Raw genomic sequence first — 19,732 nt, 5'->3', positions numbered from 1 at the left:
CAGAAAGGTGGATCGAGATATCAATAATAATATTTGTTCTTATTTCATACACGCGCCATCTTTACGATTCTAATAAAAAAGATCAACGGGCTTATTATGTCACTCCTGCTCGTTATATTTGAAAGGAAAAACTAACAGTAAATGTTCAATAACTTACTGTTTTAATATTATAGGTGATGATATGAACAAAATACAGACTTCCAATAAAACTTTGGCCTATCTCGCAAGCGAATATCCGGCTATTTCTCATACCTTTATTTTCAGAGAGGTTCAGGAGTTAAGGAAAAGCGGTCTTGATATTAAAACAGCATCCATCAGAAGACCGGAGATGCTGATAAAAATGACCGATGAAGAAAAAATAGATGCGGAAAATACATTGTATATAAAAAACAGAACAAAAATTAATATACTGCTTGATCATCTTAAACTCTTGATCAAGTCTCCATCCGGCTATTATTCAATGTTGACTAATACCTGCCAATTCTCGCGAAAAGGTCATTTCGGTCTCTTAAAAACAATTGGTTATTTTATTGAGGCGGGTATACTTGCGAACTGGGCATTGAATCACAGTGTGGATCATATCCATGTCCATTTTGCAAATCCTGCTGCTACAGTCGCTATGATAGCTGCTTGTTACGGTACTCTTACATTCAGCCTGAGTATTCATGGCCCGGATATCTTCTATAACATAGATAATAACCTTATCGTAGATAAGATAACAAGGGCATCAAAGGTAAGATGTATCAGCCATTTTTGTAAAAGCCAGTTGATAAAAATTGTACCTTATAATTTCTGGAATAAATTTTTTATAATACGCTGCGGTGTTGATATATCCAAATTCACACCTGCCCAACCCTGTAACAATAAAGTTCCTAACATACTTTGTGTTGGAAGGCTTGTTCCAGCCAAGGGTCAGCATATCCTTATAGAGGCTTGTGCTTTTTTAAAAAAGCGGGGAATAAATTTTATTCTGACATTTATTGGAGATGGGCCTGATCGTGTATCTCTTGAGTCACTGGCAAGGGATCTTAACGTCAATGATTCAACCACCTTTACTGGTGCCCTGGGGCAGGATCTTGTAAAAATATATTATGATAACGCTGATATGTTTGTCCTTCCGAGCTTTGCAGAGGGTGTCCCTGTTGTCTTAATGGAGGCAATGGCAAAAGAGATCCCATGTATCACCACCCGTATAACAGGGATTCCTGAACTGATTAATGATAATGAAGATGGCCTGCTTGTTGCCCCATCAGATTCTGTTACACTTGCTGACAAGATCGAATTACTTTTAAAAGACAGGCAGCTTCAGGAAAAGATAGGAACAAATGCAAGAAAAAAAGTTTCAACCATGTATGATCTTGAAAAGAACTGTAAACAGATGGCTGAATTTTTCTCAAATATTTTCTGATAAAAAAACATATTATGTGCATACAGATTTCAGTAATTATACCTTCATATAACTCATCAAAGACACTGGTGCATGCACTCGAAGGAATAATTAACCAGGAAAAAATTGATGGTTATGAAGTTATTGTGGTTGATTCCTCTGATGATGGAAATATGGAGAGTATTATTTCTCAATATGGTTCATTAAAGATTATAAAATTTATCAGATCGGAAAAAAGACTCTCTCCTTCTGAAGGCAGAAATCTGGGGGTAAGTCAATCAAGTGGTACTTTACTTGTATTCATTGATTCCGACGTTGTCCCTTCACCTATTTTTCTGAACAAAATTAAAAAGGCATATGAATCAGGTTATTTAACCGGTGGGGGAGGAATAGAGGTTCCTGATTTTCAAAGGTGCAAATCCATCGCCCTGGCACAGTATTACCTTCAATTCAATGAATTCCTGCCTGTTGGAGTCAACAGGGTAAAGATGTTCGTTCCTAGTTGTAATTTGTTCTGTGAAAGGGGAGTGTTTTTAAAGGCCGGAGGTTTTCCTGATATAAGGGCATCTGAGGATGTAATACTGGGAAAAAATATAGGCAGGTTTGAAAAGGTCTGGTTTGTGCCTGAAATAACTGTTTCCCATATTTTCAGGGAAAACTGGAAAAGCTTTTTTGCGAATCAAAAACTGCTTGGAAAATATGTTGCAATATACAGGAAAAAGGAATCAGGAAGTTTTTCTCAAAAAGGGTTATTTCCTTTCATCTTTGCACCTCTATTTTTTATTATAAAATGTTGTCGGATTATTCCAAGGATTATAAATGCTGGTCCGCTTCATATCTTCCGGTTTATCAGGTCATTACCTCTATTTCTAATAGGGTTATCATACTGGACAACAGGCTTTGTACAGGGGAGTCTGAATAAGGAAAGCCATGATCTGTAAGGGTGTTAATATGTTAAATAATGATAGCCAATCAATACCTGACATATCCATAATTATAGTCTCATTTAACACCAGAGAATTAACTAAAGAATGTATCAATTGCGTTAAAGAGAATTCAACAGGAATAGATATTGAAATAATTGTAGTTGATAATGGGTCAAAGGATGGTTCCGCTGAAATGATCGAAACTGATTTTTCGTGGGTCAGGCTTATACGACTTAAAGAAAACAGAGGTTTTGCAGGCGGCAATATCCCCGGTATGAAGATAGCAAAAGGCAGGTATATACTTTTATTGAATTCAGATGCCTTTATTAGAAAAAATACCCTTGAAAAGACTATTTCATATATGGATCAGCATCCTGATACCGGGATACTTGGCTGTAAACTCACAGACCCGGACGGCAGGATGCAGCCATCTGCCCGTATGCTTCCAGGACCGTTGAATAAATTTCTCACCATTACAGGGCTTTCTGACCGTTATTCAAAATCGCGCTTTTTTGGCAGGGTAGATTATACATGGTGGGATCATTCATATCCACTGCGTGTTGGCTGGGTTGTAGGTGCCTATTTTCTCATACGCAGGGAAACAATGGATTCAATAGGATATCTTGATGACCGGTATTTCCTCTATTTTGAAGAGGTAGACTACTGCCTTGCAGCGAAAAGATCAGGATGGGATGTGTTCTATTTTCCACATACAGAGATAGTGCATCTGGGAGGAAAAAGCGCAGAAAAATCTGACCGCACTTTTTCGGAAAATGGCAAACAGATACTTAAAATACGTCTTGAAAGTGAATGGAAATATTACCAAAAATTTTATGGGTGGTATTATGCTATTATTGTGTTGGGTATAGAGCTTTTCTGGAATGCAGTAGTATATATAAAAAACCTGCATAGTAATTCATTGAAAGCGCATAATAAGAGAGAAAACTCAAAACAGATCATGAACCAAATCATGGCTACATTGTGTGAAGTATACAGGTCATATAAAAGTAAATAAATTATGGAAAAGATACTTCCTAAGATAGGCGTTGTAATAATAGGGATAAATGAATCCGCCCATATTGCTGATTGCATAAAGGCCATCAGGGATGCAAATTACCAGCAGGACTTACTGGATATAGTATATGTTGATGGCGGATCATCTGATAACACTACTGATGTAGCAATGGGCTTTAATGGTGTAAGAGTTATACAACTTAATAACCCTCACCCAACGCCGGGACGAGGGAGAAATGCCGGATGGCATATTCTTTCTGCTCCAATTATACAATTTCTTGATGCCGATATGATAATTGATCCTGACTGGCTTATGCATGCTCATAATATACTGAAAGATAATGTTGGTGCAGTAACAGGAATGCTTAGGGAAACCTATCCGGATAAAAACATATATCATATACTCGCAGAAATGGAGTGGGCAGGTAAAGAGGGACCATGTAACTTCTTCGGCGGGGGCGTATTGATTAAACGTAAGGCACTGGAGGATGCTAATGGGTATGATGAATACCTGATTGCAGGTGAAGACCCTGATTTAAGTTACAGGATCAGGGAAAAGGGCTGGTTCATTAACCGTTCAGGCCATACCATGGCCAGACATGATATCAATATGAGCAGTTTTATAAAATATCTAAAAAGGGCATTTCGGGGTGGATATGCATATGCAGAAATCTCATTTAGATATATCAAAAACAGAGAAAAGATATGGTTAAGAGAGACACTGCGCATACTGATCAGGTCTCTATTACCGCTTATCATAATGCTGGCAGGATTCATATCTGGGTTTGTGTTCTCTGGTCTGATACTCGCTTTACTGTTTGCAGTAAAACCGGCATTCAGCATTTTTAGATTTAAAAACCAGTTTAGCAGACCATGGAAAGATACAATAATATATACTGTAAATGCCATTATTATTGTATTCCCGCAGCTTTTCGGGGTGATCAGACATTATTATGGTTTACTATCTGGAAAACCTCTGCATAACAGGATTAGAGTTAAGAAAACCAGCCTTCCTTAGCTTTTTGGTATGCCCCCTCCCCTGTCTCTAAATGGATTTGGCCCTTCAATATAGCGGAATACAAGGAGTGATAAAATTACAGAAAAGATTGCTATAAATAAGGCATATAAAATCCTGTTATGAAACATGGAGATAAACCATGACTTAATTATCATATGAACGATAAGGCAAATACCACCGATAAAAAATACCTGCAGGTATGGACCTATAACAGTTCTTATAGAAAATTTTACTGAGCGTACAAGTAGAAAACTTTCTATAACAGGTATAAATGAAATAGCAATAGCTACCCCGCATGAGACGCCTGAAAGCCCGCCCATATGGACACCTGTAAAAAGCGCTATAGCTACAATAAAAAGACCTATCGCCATTGATGAAGTTTCAAGCGCTGGTTTTCCTAACGCAAAAAATGTGGCACCGGAGAAATTCCCAATAATCCTGAACATCCCGGCCATGGCAAGCCAGGCAAGAGATATATATGAAAGCTTATATCTGGGGTCATACATTATCTGTATGATATCGTATGAAAATATTATCATTATCAGAGAAACAGGAATAGAAATCGTCAGGAAAAAGGTAATTGTTCTTTTGAAGATACGCTGTACCCTTAAGATATCATTCTGAACTGAACTAACAGCAGGCAGGTATGATTGTGATACCACCTGACTGCAGAAGGTGAATACCAGTATGCCGAGGTTTTTACCTATGTTGTAATAAGATAGATTTGTCATATCCAGTATCTTACCGATCAGAAGTACATCAAGCTGAAAGACTGTCACTGTGATCAGGGTATTGATGAATACATATTTGCCGAAATTAAATATCTCTTTTCCTGTTTCCCTGTCCCATGAAAAACGAGGTCGAAATCGGATTGCAAAATATGTAGCTATCAACCTGTAAAGCACTGATATACTGTATCCAATGGCGAGCGCATAGACTGACTGCATAAAATATGCAAACAGAACAGTTGTAGTCAATGCTACTGCTTGAGTAACAAGCTCCATCTTTACCTGTCTTTCCACCTCGAAATTTTTTATAAGGAGAGGAAGTGCAGGGTTTTCAAAGCCTGATATAAAATGGCTTATACCCATAATAAAAAAGATATTCATTAATACAGGTTGATTATAGAATGCGGATAAAGGCCAGGCTATTGCTATAATAAAGCCGCTTAGGATTATTCCCCTGATTATATTTATCACCCAAACCGTATTAAGAAAAGCAGGTTCTGCGCCTCTTGGATTTTGGATTATAGCGGTTTTAACACCTGTATCAGAAAAAAGTTCTGCCATAACCAGCACAATATTGGCAGTGGCCATGAGACCAAATGCCTCCGGGAAAAGAATGCGTGTAAGGATTAAATTCCCGGCAAGCCTTATCATATGGCTTCCGCCCTTACCCATTAAACTCCACATAGCGGATCGCATGCTTAAAAGCTTGAGAGAATCGGTTTTGCTTTTGAATAATTTTATATAAAGACCTTTAAAAAACATTTTTATCCTTAATATATGTCTTGAAGAAATAACTAAAGCAGTCTTGAAATTGAGCTTTTAAGCCTTCTTTTTATCCTGTTGACAAGAGAGTTTTCACCATGGATATTTTTTAACTGCCTGTTTACCGGGGTAGTAAGGATATTATCCGCATCTTGCATGATCCACTCAAGATACTGTTCAGGTGTCCTGATATTACGTACCTTTGCGGTTAAAGCGGCATTCTTGTTAAACTCATCCTTTTTTTTCATGAGGCAATATTCTGACCTGGGATCATCCATATGTTCAGCGTATATGAGAGGAAAATACCACCCACTTATGTAACCATCAACTGTCATCTTTATACGATCTATCGGAAAGGCATTACCCATATGATTCCTGATATAATATTTTTTTGCGATATCACGTTTCATCAGGAAAGCTGTTCCACCAATATAGGAATTGTGCAGAATCTGATGATCTCCAAAGTCTATAACCTTCTTTGATGCCTCGATTCTGTTTCTTTCATAATCTTCAGGCCAGAATGTCCAGCAACCTACCATGCCAAGAGATTCATTCTTTTTAAGGGCATTTCCTATTTTGTCTATCCATCCGTATGGAGCAATTGTATCATCATCGATCTTGCCAATAATCTCTGATCTGCATCTGTCAAGATACCACTCGGTCGGGTAGGCCTGCATCACATTAACAGGACATAGATGACGTTCTGCGATCCTTTCATCCTTTACTTCTCTAATAACATCAGCAGCACCATCTTTTGAGCCATTATCCCATAAATAGAGGCGGAAATTTGTAGTATCACCAAGCAGATGTTTAATAGTTTTTTTGACATACTCTATGCGGTTAAAGGTAATAAACAATATATCGACAGGTTCATTCATTGATTTACCTTTACCTTGAAGCAGCCTGTTTATCAAGATCATTAATAAATGATTCAATCAGCTCAGAAGTAGCCTCAACATCAGTTTTTATTTCAGCAGATATCTGAAAACAAACCCATGATTTGAAATTCCCTTTTACCAGAATATCTCTCAGAAACAAAACCAGATGTCTTTTAAAACTTTCTGTTCTATCCTCTCCATTTGTTAACCAGTAATAGACAAGTCTTGAGTTGCTGTCCTTTACCACATGCATTCTGCGAACAATTTTAATTTTGCTGTTAGCATCACCTATACTTATACTGTCTTTCTTTAAGATCACCCAGCCTGAACCAGAGTAACAGTCCTGCGGGGAGTGGACCTTGTGACGGTCTCCCTTCTCCTGTATTGCAACCAGATATACTGTATTATTATCTTTTTGATAACCTCTGATCACCAGGTCCCCCTGCTCTACCCAGGTTTTTTCCTTTTCACTCGGAGAAATGTTGCCCCCTTTCCATCCGTCTATATTCATTGTTATATTATCCAGCGAATAGCCTATTTCTATATTTTTTTGTTTCTGATCGAACCAGTACAAAAAAATGATTACAACTAGAAGAATCAGGAATATTATTTTTAATTTTTTTACCTGTTTATCTACTGCCATTTTCTTTTCTCCCTGAGTATTTTCTGATCATGGCCCAGGTAAAAATAAGCATCAAAATATGTATTAAAGCAGGTAGCCATTTCCTGAATGCCCAGATGATTTCAGATTGATTAATACCACCTGATGCATAACACCACCCCATTGCCAGATAAATGATGCTGTGAGATATCATAACGTATGGGGCCCATAGCAAAAGAAGGTATAAAAACTTGCTCCAGTTCTTTATAAATAAAAATTCCGCTGCAATACAGGTAAGGATCATATGCATCATTAATGATGATATGGATTCCCTGAAATATTGAACAGGAAGTTCTGTGTCATATAGATACATAACACAGTTTATTGTTTCACACGGACTCCCGGTTGAATTGAGTATTTTGCATGAAATTTTTGCAATCATGTTTCTCAGGGGTACACTGAAAATAGACTCCATTAAAAACGATGAGGTAGGGAGCATTAAAAAAAGAAAGCAAAATGGAAAGAGCATTTTCCTTGCCCAGTCAGTGCCCATCAGATACCAGACAATGCCATAGCATGTGGCAATAAGTGAGGCTGCCTGTATGATATGAATATCAACAAAAATGCCGGCAATAAAGATTAACACCCCGCTTAATATTACAAGGAGTCCAACCCTGTTGCCATTTAACTTTTTAACAGGATCCCTTACAAGCCTGTACAGGAATATGAATAAAAAAAGCAGGGGGATAAAAATGCCAAACCTGTCAGGAGGATAGTTAAACCATGCGGTTTTCATCCAAATAAAAATATCCTTGTATATCAGGATGATTTCAATCAGTATCCCTGTTGCCAGTCCAATATACAAAATCCTTTTTAATATACCTATTTTTTCTATGGTCATTTAGTCTCATCCATTCGGTTAAAGATGCAGGCTTCAAAATACAAAATCAGCATTGCAAGTCCGAATATAAGCATGCCAGATATGTCATGATAAAAACTCATGGCGGTTTCCTCGTTAATAAAATGCCCTGCCAGACCTGTAAAATAGATTCTAATGGTGTTCAGAAAAATACTTAAAGGAATAACCGATACAAAGATCATTACGCCTTTTGATTTTCTTCCATTATACAAATATGCCCCAATAGCGCCCATGAACAGGAGCACATTTAATATGGTTAGCCCGCTGCATGCAGGCGCAATATCTACAAGAAATTGCCCGGTGTATAACAAGGTGCCGGAAACAGCCGCATCCATCCCCATGCATTTATATAAAAAATAGGCAACATTCACACTGAATAGTCTTAATTGTAATCCAACTACAGCATCAAGGATATCGCCCCATGGATAGAGAAAAACCAAAAAAAAGAGAGGGAAGATAAGTAAACGACTTCGCTCTTTTCCCCACACAATCATCGACAGGCCAAAAAGGACAATTGGCAAACCAAGAGATGCCACAACTGCCTGTCTGTTCCACCAATAGAGAATTGCAAGAGTAACGCCTGAAATAAAAATAACCCACCCCCATTTATTTTTACCCACAGGTTTTGAAAATATCTCCTTTCTTTTAGAAAATATAATCCAGCTTGAAACAAGAGGCACAAGATAACCGAAGGTATCAAAAGGATCATTCTTCCATAATATATAAAGCCATTTAAAGTATGGGTAAAAAAGCAGATAGGTTGCTATACATATTATTATGCAGTATAAAAAATATTCCTGTTTATTAGAAAAATCTTTTTGTTCGGCTGTTTCCATTGAACCTGCGCAGCTTATTTTATCAACATGCAGTAAATCTACTTTTTCTTTCTCTTCCCTAAATAATAACCTGCGACACCACTCGCCCCCATACCTATAAGTATCATGGATATGGGTTCAGGAGCAGATGGCGGGGGATCATAATCCTTTGGCCCGCCCGGCTCACCTGCCCATGGTGGCTTTTTTGCATATGCAGGATTACTGGCTAAAGAGATAAGTAGCAGCATCATACAAAATAATAAGGATAAAATTTGTTTTTTCATATTAGCAACCAAATAAGGAGTTAATTTATTTAAAAAATCTTTTTTTGGCCTTTTCCTGAGATTTTTAATTTGCCTTGAATCAATAACTGCTAATCTCTAATCGACACTTTTTTAATTTTCTTAACTATTTGTAATTTTATTGTTTTTTCTTTCGTCTGCCTAAATAAAAACCTGCCACACCACATGCACCCATACCTATAAGCACAATTGCATGGGGCGTAGGTGCAGATGGAGGAGGATTATTTATTACAGGTGGGTTATTTCCCGGGGGTTTTGGAAATAGACCCATAGCAAATAGCTGAGTATTAGATAAAAGTGCTATGGAAACAAAAAATATTATATTTGATAATTTAATGTATTTGCCCATAGGAAATTCTCCCCTTATGATATTAGTCAATAAATTCAGTGCCTGTTCCAGATTTAATATAAAAATATTTAATTAATGCAATAATAATGCCGCATCGCCTTACCGGATCTAAATAACTGCAATATAAAAAAATACTGAACCTATTTTATTTTAAGAATGAAAAAAATGTTCGTTTACAGCCGATAAACTGGACTGATTTCAATTTTTATTAAAGATTCTCATATATTATCCCGATACTTTTTCAGAGATTGGTTAACAGGTATAAAAAATCCCGTTGTATTTTTTCGACAAATATTTTTACTGTGGAGCATGTGTGCGGGAAAATGTTTTAAGAGACAGACTTTTTGACAGATACGCAAAAGGCGGGAGCAGGTTTGCCCGCTTTCGTTCTGTCATCTATTATATTTTCAAGCGTTACAGCTGGCATCTTGTTATTAAATCCACCTTGATAATCAAACGATGTTTTGATGTTATTCTATCTATATTATTGATCCTTGCGCTGTCACCGGTTTTCCTTATTACAGTCTTATTTATTAAAGTTGAAGACTGGGGGCCTGTAATATATTGTCAGCAACGTGTAGGCCTAAAGGGCAAAAGATTTATCATATACAAATTCAGGTCAATGATAACTGATGCAGACCGTATAAGAAATGATTTAGATAACCTGAATGAGACCCAGTCTCTTATTTTTAAGATTAAAAAAGACCCCAGGCTGACACGTACAGGAAAGATCATAAGGAAGCTGTCTATTGATGAGCTGCCTCAGCTCTTTAATGTCCTCAAAGGAGACATGTCAATAGTCGGGCCCCGCCCCCCTATTCCATCAGAGGTCTCACAATACAGGCTTAGAGATCTTAAAAGGCTTGATGTTACTCCAGGGTTAACCTGTTTCTGGCAGGTCAGTGGAAGGAGCAATATAGGCTTTGATGGCCAGGTGGATCTTGATCTGCAATATATAGAAAGCCAGTCCATATGGACAGATATTAAACTCCTTTTCAAAACCATACCGGCGGTACTTACAGGGAAGGGGGCATATTGATGCTAAAAAGAGAGTGTATATCAGTTTTAGGTATCCCCATTGATAACCTGACAATGACTGAAGCGGTTGACTCAGTATTCAGGCTGATAGACGACTACAGAGAGAGCGATACGCCCAAATATGTAGCAACCGTAAATGTTGATTTTATAACAAACACCATATCATGGAGTAGTGAACGCTCGCGTCATCCTGAACTGCTGGATATTTTGAGACGCGCTGATCTTGTTACTGCTGATGGCATGCCTGTTGTCTGGATATCAAGGCTAATGGGTTCGCCTCTTAAGGAAAGGGTTGCAGGGTCTGACATGCTCCCTTTCATATCAAAAAAGGCTGTAGAACTTAATAAATCCATATTTTTATTTGGCGCAAGACCAGGTATTGCTGACAATGCTGCAAAGATACTTATGGAGAGATATCCCGGGCTTAAAATAGCAGGAACATACTCCCCTGATATTACTACTGAAGGGGAAGCCATGCTTGATTCCCTTGAGGAAGACAGGAAGATCGTTACCATGATAAACCAATCAGGGGCTGATATACTTTTTATTGGCCTAGGTAATCCTAAACAGGAGATATGGTTTAACAGAAACAGGGATAATATCAGGGTGCCGGTATCAATAGGTGTAGGCGGCTCTTTCAGTTTTATTACCGGTGATGTATCAAGGGCGCCTTACTGGATGCAGAGAAATGGACTTGAGTGGATATACAGGATATACAAGGACCCTGTCCGTTTATGGAAACGTTATTTTATTAGTTTTTTTAAACTTGGCTTCTCCATTTTGCTCCCGATACTTTTACATAAGACAGGCAGGTTGATATTAAAAATAGGGTCTCAAAAATTGTACACCTCAAATAGAGCTACTATCAATGTAAGGACTGAAGAAAAGGCTGTTAAACTGAAGATGCCCTGTAATGCAACAAAGGAATCAATCTCTGATGTCTGGTCTTTCATCCTTAATAATAAGGATTCATCATTTGTTATTGATCTTAATGATACAAGGCACCTGGATCTTTATGTTATGGGTTTTCTGGTTGATGTATGGAGTTATTGCAACAGCATCAATAAAAGTATGTTCATGACAGGCATAAAACCATGTGTAGCTAAATTACTAAAATATAATCGTCTGTGGGATATTGTAAAAGAATGGAATCAGAATGATTCTGTAAATATTACTGAAAAAACAGGGGATGTAAGCGATAAAACCTCCTTCTCATATACAACATCCTTCAAGGAAGGTCTTTTTAAAATAGAGCTTTTTGGCAGACTTGATGCAGCAAACATAACTAAGATTGATATGCAGGGCATTTTAGAATCCATAGACGATAATAACTGTGTCATTAATCTGAAAGGGTTGAAATTTGTAGACAGTACAGGTCTTACGTTCTTTATCAAAATAAAAAAACATCTTTTTTTACATAACAAAATCCCTTTTATATGCAATGCCAACAAGGATATCATGCAGATATTCAACATTATGAAACTGAATAGCCTGTTCAAGGTAATAGCGGATTTTGATAATGACAAATTTCTATCAAGGGGTTCAATATGAAGGCAATAGTCCTGCCTGCTGATAATCCCGAGCTTCTAAGCCCTGTATCCAACTGGACATCAGATTACCTGATGCCTGTTGTAAATAAACCTGTGGCAGAGCATCTGATAGAGCTTTTACTTGAAAATAACATAAGGGATATGATTTTCATACTGAACCATCAACCTTATGAGACTGAACAATATTTCAAAATGGGAGAAAGATGGGGCTGCAACATCTCCTATTCGCTTGTCAGAGAATATCATGGAGCAATAGATGCTATTTCACGTATTAAAAACAGCATTGAGGAGGGCTTTATTTGCTTTCCTGTAAACATGATAACAAACCTGGATATTGCTTCTTTTTTTAATTTCCACAATGAGACCCTTGCAGACCTCACACTCCCGGTAACGCCTTTAGAAATGAAAAAACCCGGTCTCATAAAATTCCGTCCTTTTATAATGAGCCATCGTGCATTATGTCTCCTGACTAATATAAAAAGGCATATTGGTATTAAGGAGATTATTAAGAATTTATCTGATGTAGGATTAAAATCAAATACCTACAGGTCTGAATTCCATTACTCTCTTATTGAGACCGTGAACGATTACGTTGAGGTAAACAGGGCTATATTAAAAGGTGAGATAAGCAGCATCACCATACCTGGAAAAGAGATAAGAGAGGGGTTATGGGTCGGCAGGAATTCCTTTATCGATCCGGAAACCGAAATAGATACCCCTGTCCTGATAGGTGAAAATTGCAGTATCAGGAACTCAGTATCAATCAGTGAATATTCAATCATTGGAGATGGTGTCATTGTTGACAGTGACTCAAGTATAAAAAGAAGTATTATCTGTGAAAAGACCTATGTCGGGACAAATACTGAGATAAACGATTCAATAGTTAATCAGAATTTTATTTTTAACCTGCCAGAAATGTCAAATCTGTATGTGGATGATGATACTATTATCGGGAATATGGAGAAAAATCTTTTTAAAGAAAAACTGGAAAAGATTTTCAACATAGTTGTAGCGCTATTCCTCTTCTGTCTTTTCACTCCTGTAATGCTTACTCTCTACATATATCATCTCCTGTGCCCCTCAAAAAGATATCTTGATACAATAACAGGATACGGGGGTTATGGTTCCAGGGATATGAAGGGGAATCCTGAGCTTTCTGTATTATCTCAATACCACTTCAAGAGCAGCCATTCATTAATCAGTAAACTACCAGGGTTAATCAATGTTATAAAAGGTGATATCAGGCTGGTTGGTAACTCAATCCTTTCTGAAGAGGAGATTGCCCTGCTCCGTGAGGATTGGCAGAAGGTAAGGTTAAATGCACCAACAGGACTTATACATTTGTGGGAAATAGAAAAGAACCCTGTATCAACATGGGAAGAAAGGATAGTCTCTGAAAATTTCTATGCATCAACCAGGTCATTCAGGGATGACGTCAGAATACTTTTTAAATATTTCTTTCATATAAAAAACCTGAGTGCTGAAAATGACCATCAGAGGGAACTTGGCTCAGGTTTTCTCAGTTAAATTTGACTGGCTCTTAAATAGCTGAATATGATAAAAATAATTTCAAATTGACATAAAGGGTCAATTTACCTAGACTCCTGTCGCCGGAAAATCAGAAAATGCTTAATAATAGGGATTAAACAAACTGTTCACAGTGGGACAGAAAGGAATAATTGATCATCATGAAAAGGCCAGCCATCTTTATAGATCGAGACGGAACAATAAATGAACAGATGGGTTATATCAACCACCTGAGCAGGTTTCATATTTTACATGGTGTACCTGAGGCAATAAGGCTTTTAAATGAGAATAATTTTCTTGTTATTGTGGTCTCAAACCAGTCAGGCATTGCACGGGGCTATTTCTCCCTTGAGCTGCTTGAACAGATCCATACATATATGAAAGATACCTTACAAAAATCAGGGGCAGAGATAGATGCCATCTTTTACTGCCCTCATTACCCCAGAAGCAAGATTAAGGAATATGCCATAGAATGTGACTGCCGTAAACCAAAGACAGGCATGATTAAAAAGGCTATGGAAAAATTTGATATAGACCTTGAAAAGTCATACATGATCGGAGACCACTTTACAGACCTTGAATTTGCCAGTAAGAGCAATATTAAAAGCATCATGGTAAAGACAGGGTATGGTCTTGGAGAGGTTGATTTCATTCTTCCGGGGTTCAATCATAAACCTGTGTTTATAGCCGATGATCTCCTGGATGCTGTGAAGTGGATACTCAAAAAATAGGCATTTTCATAGTGTATCGTTAATCATTGCGCTACCGGCATTTATGTAGACAAGGCATGCCTTGTCTCTACAAGGTGGGGTATAAAACCCCACCCTACGAAAGACTATTCTACCACCTAATAGTGTAAAAGATCACAGAAGAGTAAGTTTGCCAAAAATGATTACACCTGTTATGAATTTGATATCTCATTTCTCCTTCAGCCACCATATAAATTGCAATGCGGTCAAAGGTAACGACCTTCAACAGCCTTAGTATTACTGCTTCTCAGAAGATATTTGAAATATCACGGTCGTTATATATTGAAATATCAAAAGGATACACAGCTGAACCTAGCATAGAAAAAAATTATTTAATAGCTATGCAAAAATGAAACCTCCTGTTAAGAAGTAGATCACCACAATCAACTAACTTAAACAGGAGGCTTCAAATGCACGTAGAAGAAATTACCAGAATAAAAGAGTTTCGTCAAATAAGGAAAGAGATAAGGGGATCGGATAAATACTTGCTTGTAGGCATAGATGTTGGGAAAGAAAAACATTATGCATTTTATGGTACAGCAAATGGTAAGACCCTGGAAAGGAGGCTGGTCTTTTGGAATACCTTCAGTGGGATTGAGATGCTGATGGATCATGCAAATGCGATAAAGGAAGGTAATAACCTGGAAAAGGTAGTGTATGGGATGGAACCCACATCTAATTACCACAAACCCCTTGCGGAGTACCTGATAAGATGTGGATGCAATGTAGTTCTTGTATCAGGTGTTTCAGTAGCGAGAAACCGTGAGTTACTGGATGGGAGGTGGGATAAGCATGATGGTAAGGATGCAGCCAATGTAGCTGATCTTATATCCCAGGGTAAATGCCAGTACTATGATTACCCATCTTTGGAAGTAAGAGACCTGAGGGGTTTACTTTCACTGAAAAGGATGCTGAAGAAACAGGAACACAGGATAAAAGTCAGGATAAGAAATAACGTTATAGCCCAGTATTTTCCTGAGTTTGACAGTCAGTTTGCTAAAGGACGTTCTGAAAGCCTTGCTGTAGTGAAGTGGTGCATAAGACCAAAAGACATTAACCTTCTTGAATATGAACAATTTGAAGAGATGATAGCCCCCAGGGTAAGGACAAGGGCTCAGGCGGACAGAATAAAGTCTATTTGGCTGGACGCCAATGAATCAATAGGGTGTAAAGCAGGTGATGCATTGCAGTTTGTGTCGAGGCTAATGGTCGAGGAGTTGCAAAGCATAAGAGCCTCTATAAAAAAGTTAGATGAACAGGTAGAAAAGATTTGTTCAGGATTTCCTGAATGCCAATATCTTTTATCCATTCCCGGTTTTGGCCCTGATATATCAGCAAAGGTCTTAGGAGCCATAGGAAACCCATTAAGGTTTGAGAATTGTAAGCAGGTAATAAAACTTGTCGGATATGACCTTAGCGCCAGCAGGACTGGAAAGACCTCTGATAAAGCTGTGTCTGTAATATCAAAAAGAGGTAACGCTCATTTGAGGTATGCCCTTTACCAGGCGGCATTTATAGCATCAACAAGTAATAGCTATTTTAAGAGATATTACGCCAACCAGCTTAAAGGCAGGGAACGTGAGAAGGGTATAAAGACCAAGATGAAGGTAAAGCTTGCAGCGAAGATGCTGATAATAGCCTGGACATTGATGAAGAATAAGGAGCCGTTTGATCCAGCGTATTTAAATATAGAGCACTAAAATATAATTTATATCGGCGAGAGAGCCCGTCTACCTGCGTTGGGGCCATACCATGGACCTCTGGAGGGACAATGCAGGGCCTCTCGTTAAAATTCAATAACCTGGATAAGGGATTATTGGTGATTGCGTAAGTGCAATACATCGAATTTATAACGATCAGGTAAGGGATTTGCAGCAGCGAGAGACTCGCCGATTTTTTTAAGCCTTTGGGCTATAGGGGAAGTATGCTTAAAAAATAGGCACTTCTCAACTAACTGGATTCATTTGTTTTATTTTTTACCTTGACAGGAGATTATAGGATTGTCCCCTGCTCCCTATTGTCTTTTCATTCAATGTTCAAAGTTGGAAGTTCGATGTTCGGTGTTCATTCTTTTTTCTTTTCCCCTCATCAACCTCTCTTATCAATTTCGATAACAAAGGATTGGCTGAGAGCTGATCCGCCTTCGTATAAAACTATGGCGGGACAGGTAGCTGAATGCTGAAAGCTTCTTCAATAACTTTAAACCTGTTGACATAACGTCGGTTCTTTTTAATAATACCACATCTTTTCTGATTTATTTGTTTCACCTGTTTTATGTTTATTGATCATTGATTATTGTAATTATTGTTAATAGCTGGTTTATTATATCTGATTGTTTTAAACATCCTATTAAATATGCTGGGTTAGTGAAAAATTAAACAAAAAGGTGCTTTTATGAAACTACCGGACCTAAGAAAATGGGAAATAACTGATAAAACAGAAGGTTTATTGTTTTTTGCCCAAGCTCTTGATGAAATGTTATTTCATCATTCTCTCGATTCCTTTAAAGCTCCTGCATTAAATGTCCATTCAAACATTTTTGAATTATTATTTTTCGCATATGAGTTCAATCGAGGCACTATTCGAAGCAGGAATTCTTTTTCACATGTAATTGACGAACTTGTATTTAATCTACAAAATGATCCAGTAATAGATATTGGGAGTGATTCAACATTCGCAGAGTTAATAAAAAAATTAAAGAATACTGAACACCCCAATAAGTTTTATAATATTGTTCAAGCTTTACATGCAGAATTTGAACATGAATACAAAATAAAGCTATACAATTTTATTTTAAAAGAAGTACCTAATAATAAAAAGAAAGCTCTAATACTTCGAGCAATTAGATCTTTTTGTGCGGAAGTAGAATTAAGAGGTTTTAGTAGAGAATATATATATAAAGTAACTCAGAATTTTTTTTTCTCGCTTCAAGAACCACCCAATAAAATATATTGCACTGAACAACTTAAAGAGTTCTTAGATATTTTTACCAAACCCAGTAAAGATTACACTGTCTACCTTAGAGTGAAAATACCTGTCCTTAGATATTCTGTGCATCTTGAAAAAAATAAAATTTTCATAACTCAAGGACCTCCTGAAGATCTAGAGAAAATTGGCGTAGCAAAATTATTAAAGAGAGATAGAGAAGGGTATGATGGTTTCAACACTTATGTGAAAATTGAAAAGAATAAAAGCACCGATCCACATAGCGCTCGTGAGTACGCAGAATCACGTTTAAGGATGTTTTTTGATACCTACACGTTCCTTGATCATAAAACAAAAATATTCGTTCATCCATCCTCTATTGTGATTAATAACGATGACCCTCCACAAGAAACATTTTTTCGTGCTCGTCCTCATCCTATGGAAAAGGCATCAAGTCGCACAAAAATTACTGATGATCAAATTGAACAGACATTTCATAGCCTAATTCGCAGTTTCACACCACAGGCAACACACCAATTATTTAGGGTTTTCGACTATCACAGTACTGCTATTGCAACTGATGCGCCTGAAAGTCAGTTGATTAGTCTATGGGCGGCTCTTGAAGGGTTATTTCCAGCACCAGCAAAAGGGGATCGTGGTATTGTTTATTATTTAAAAATGCTTCTTCCAGCATTAGTACTTACCTATCCTGAAAAAATATTTTTGTATCTAACAGATGCATTAACTCATGCAGGAAAAGAAGTGCGAGATATTGTAGAAAAATATGGAAAAGGGGAAAATTATTTTGAAAAGGTAACGCATTTTTTAGTATCTGAAGAAATCGGTGATGAAGCTAATGAACTTACAACAGCACTTAAACACTACCCGTTATTGAGAAACAGATGCTTCTGGTGCCATACCAATTTTAACTCTTCAAAAGCAGTCTATGAAAATATTGAAGCTCATCGCCAAAGGTTGTCTTGGCATCTAAGAAGAATTTATCTTGCACGAAATCAGATTCTACATAACGACAGAACTCTACCTTACTTATCAACGCTAGTGGAAAATTTACATTTATATTTGGATATTATTCTGCGTGCAATTATTAAACTCGGTGAACGGTCCGTTGGCCATAAAATGGCAATTTCAACGGCATTTGAGCTCTTAGAGACACACGAAACAATTTATCTTAATACACTAAAATCAAATAATTATAAATGTAATGCTAACAACTTTAAAGATGTAGTGTTCGGTAAAAATAATCCATTAAGCCCATTCAACAAAGTTGTTGCTTTGGGTAACCAGTAGGAAAAGTACAACGAAATCAATGTGACAACTGGAAAAACTCGCCGGTGCTTTATTTTAAACGGTAGATATACTCTCTCGTCACAAAATAAAAGGGATTTATATATGCCTAGAATGTTAAGTAAGCCGGCAATAAGACTATTAGAAGGTAGTATTGAAAATTTATCTTTATGCATTGAATATATAAATAGACCTCAGAGGATACCTCTACATGATCAGATGTCATCATTAACTGTTTCTACTGGTCTATTAGGCATATCAATTGAACTTGTTGCGAGTGCAATATTAGTTCAAACATATGGAGAAAAATATCTTCAACTACCATCTGGATATTATAAACCAGCTGCAAATATAATAGATGAAATGAAGCAGCTATTAAAAAATCCAATACCAAAAATTGATTTTTTAGTTCAAGGAATACATGATAAATCAAAACACTTTCAAATGCTTCATGAAAAACTAACAGAATTACAATTTATGTTAAAAATTCGCGCAGCTGCCGTTCATGCTGCTCGGGCACCTTCTAAAGATATTATCATAATCTACATCAACAAATTGTTAAAATTATTTAATCTCCTATCTCAATCAGAAAAATTTTCGAGCTATTTAATGTATCTTCCTCAAATTCAAATAGATATAAAGAATATTAATGTAGTAATAGACGATTTAATATATCAAGTTAATAATTCAAAAGATAAAAGTGATTTTGCAGCAGGAATATTATCATTATTTTTAGTATTACCTGAAATTCCTGAATATCAACCTGATTGGCTGTCATCGATTGAAAGAGTTAGCGTCGCTCCAAAGGAATATTGTCAATGGTCGTTAAAAAGTGAGCCATTTTCGGTCGTGAAAACTGAGCCACTTTACATTTCAATTTGATCTGATTTTATTGCCTCCTTTTCATTATTCTTTCTAAGACGATAACTATTCCCTTTG

General features: G+C 37.0%; 18 protein-coding genes. 11 read left to right on the top strand and 7 right to left on the bottom strand.

Features of this window, described 5'->3' with window-relative positions:
- Positions 1-181 precede the first annotated feature (181 nt).
- From GX654_02515 to GX654_02500, 4 genes are read left to right on the top strand one after another with little or no spacing between them, the layout of a single operon-like run.
- Positions 182-1,408, top strand: coding sequence for a glycosyltransferase family 4 protein (locus GX654_02515; protein ID NLD35719.1), 1,227 nt, complete (start codon positions 182-184; stop codon positions 1,406-1,408).
- 14 nt (positions 1,409-1,422) lie between these two features.
- Positions 1,423-2,328 carry a glycosyltransferase gene (locus GX654_02510; GenBank protein NLD35718.1) on the top strand — a complete coding sequence of 302 codons (906 nt, stop codon included), beginning with the start codon at positions 1,423-1,425 and terminating at the stop codon, positions 2,326-2,328.
- Between the two features lie 10 nt (positions 2,329-2,338).
- Complete coding sequence (locus tag GX654_02505) at positions 2,339-3,328, top strand: glycosyltransferase family 2 protein (protein ID NLD35717.1); 990 nt, start codon at positions 2,339-2,341, stop codon at positions 3,326-3,328.
- Between the two features lie 3 nt (positions 3,329-3,331).
- Positions 3,332-4,345, top strand: a complete 1,014-nt coding sequence (locus tag GX654_02500) for a glycosyltransferase (GenBank protein ID NLD35716.1) — start codon at positions 3,332-3,334, stop codon at positions 4,343-4,345.
- Here the strand turns inward: GX654_02500 and GX654_02495 are convergent.
- The 7 genes from GX654_02495 to GX654_02465 all read right to left on the bottom strand — a co-directional run bounded on the left by GX654_02495 (position 4,342) and on the right by GX654_02465 (position 9,699).
- Positions 4,342-5,745: an oligosaccharide flippase family protein gene (locus GX654_02495; protein NLD35715.1), complete on the bottom strand. Its 1,404-nt coding sequence runs from the start codon at positions 5,743-5,745 to the stop codon at positions 4,342-4,344. The two genes, GX654_02500 and GX654_02495, sit on opposite strands and share 4 nt — an antisense overlap.
- 122 nt (positions 5,746-5,867) lie before the next feature.
- Positions 5,868-6,713 (bottom strand): glycosyltransferase family 2 protein, encoded by an 846-nt coding sequence (locus GX654_02490; GenBank protein NLD35714.1) that lies wholly within the window; start codon positions 6,711-6,713, stop codon positions 5,868-5,870.
- Between the two features lie 10 nt (positions 6,714-6,723).
- On the bottom strand, positions 6,724-7,356 hold the full coding sequence (gene epsI / locus GX654_02485) for an EpsI family protein (GenBank protein ID NLD35713.1): 633 nt from the start codon (positions 7,354-7,356) through the stop codon (positions 6,724-6,726).
- Complete coding sequence (locus GX654_02480; GenBank protein NLD35712.1) at positions 7,343-8,215, bottom strand: exosortase/archaeosortase family protein; 873 nt, start codon at positions 8,213-8,215, stop codon at positions 7,343-7,345. The genes epsI and GX654_02480 overlap by 14 nt, the downstream gene beginning before the upstream one ends.
- Complete coding sequence (locus GX654_02475) at positions 8,212-9,069, bottom strand: exosortase/archaeosortase family protein (protein NLD35711.1); 858 nt, start codon at positions 9,067-9,069, stop codon at positions 8,212-8,214. The genes GX654_02480 and GX654_02475 overlap by 4 nt, the downstream gene beginning before the upstream one ends.
- A 38-nt stretch (positions 9,070-9,107) precedes the next feature.
- The gene (locus tag GX654_02470; GenBank protein NLD35710.1) at positions 9,108-9,332 is read right to left on the bottom strand and encodes a PEP-CTERM sorting domain-containing protein; all 225 of its coding nucleotides are present in this window, start codon (positions 9,330-9,332) and stop codon (positions 9,108-9,110) included.
- Positions 9,333-9,468: 136 nt separating this feature from the next.
- Positions 9,469-9,699 carry a hypothetical protein gene (locus GX654_02465; protein ID NLD35709.1) on the bottom strand — a complete coding sequence of 77 codons (231 nt, stop codon included), beginning with the start codon at positions 9,697-9,699 and terminating at the stop codon, positions 9,469-9,471.
- 313 nt (positions 9,700-10,012) lie between these two features.
- Here GX654_02465 and GX654_02460 point away from each other — a divergent pair, with 313 nt between their 5' ends.
- From GX654_02460 to GX654_02430, 7 genes are all read left to right on the top strand, one after another.
- Positions 10,013-10,738, top strand: coding sequence for a sugar transferase (locus GX654_02460; protein ID NLD35708.1), 726 nt, complete (start codon positions 10,013-10,015; stop codon positions 10,736-10,738).
- The gene (locus tag GX654_02455; protein NLD35707.1) at positions 10,738-12,288 is read left to right on the top strand and encodes a WecB/TagA/CpsF family glycosyltransferase; all 1,551 of its coding nucleotides are present in this window, start codon (positions 10,738-10,740) and stop codon (positions 12,286-12,288) included. Before GX654_02460 ends, GX654_02455 begins: the two co-directional genes overlap by 1 nt.
- Positions 12,285-13,814 (top strand): hypothetical protein, encoded by a 1,530-nt coding sequence (locus tag GX654_02450; protein ID NLD35706.1) that lies wholly within the window; start codon positions 12,285-12,287, stop codon positions 13,812-13,814. Before GX654_02455 ends, GX654_02450 begins: the two co-directional genes overlap by 4 nt.
- A gap of 161 nt (positions 13,815-13,975) precedes the next feature.
- Positions 13,976-14,545, top strand: coding sequence for a D-glycero-beta-D-manno-heptose 1,7-bisphosphate 7-phosphatase (gene gmhB / locus GX654_02445; GenBank protein NLD35705.1), 570 nt, complete (start codon positions 13,976-13,978; stop codon positions 14,543-14,545).
- Between the two features lie 428 nt (positions 14,546-14,973).
- On the top strand, positions 14,974-16,263 hold the full coding sequence (locus tag GX654_02440) for an IS110 family transposase (GenBank protein ID NLD35704.1): 1,290 nt from the start codon (positions 14,974-14,976) through the stop codon (positions 16,261-16,263).
- Positions 16,264-16,957: 694 nt separating this feature from the next.
- The gene (locus GX654_02435) at positions 16,958-18,796 is read left to right on the top strand and encodes a hypothetical protein (GenBank protein NLD35703.1); all 1,839 of its coding nucleotides are present in this window, start codon (positions 16,958-16,960) and stop codon (positions 18,794-18,796) included.
- A gap of 102 nt (positions 18,797-18,898) precedes the next feature.
- Positions 18,899-19,675 (top strand): hypothetical protein, encoded by a 777-nt coding sequence (locus tag GX654_02430; protein NLD35702.1) that lies wholly within the window; start codon positions 18,899-18,901, stop codon positions 19,673-19,675.
- Positions 19,676-19,732 lie beyond the last annotated feature (57 nt).

It is taken from the genome of Desulfatiglans sp., from assembly GCA_012513605.1.
Classification (GTDB): Bacteria; Desulfobacterota; DSM-4660; order Desulfatiglandales; family HGW-15; genus JAAZBV01.
This window is presented reverse-complemented; position numbering and strand designations above follow the sequence as displayed.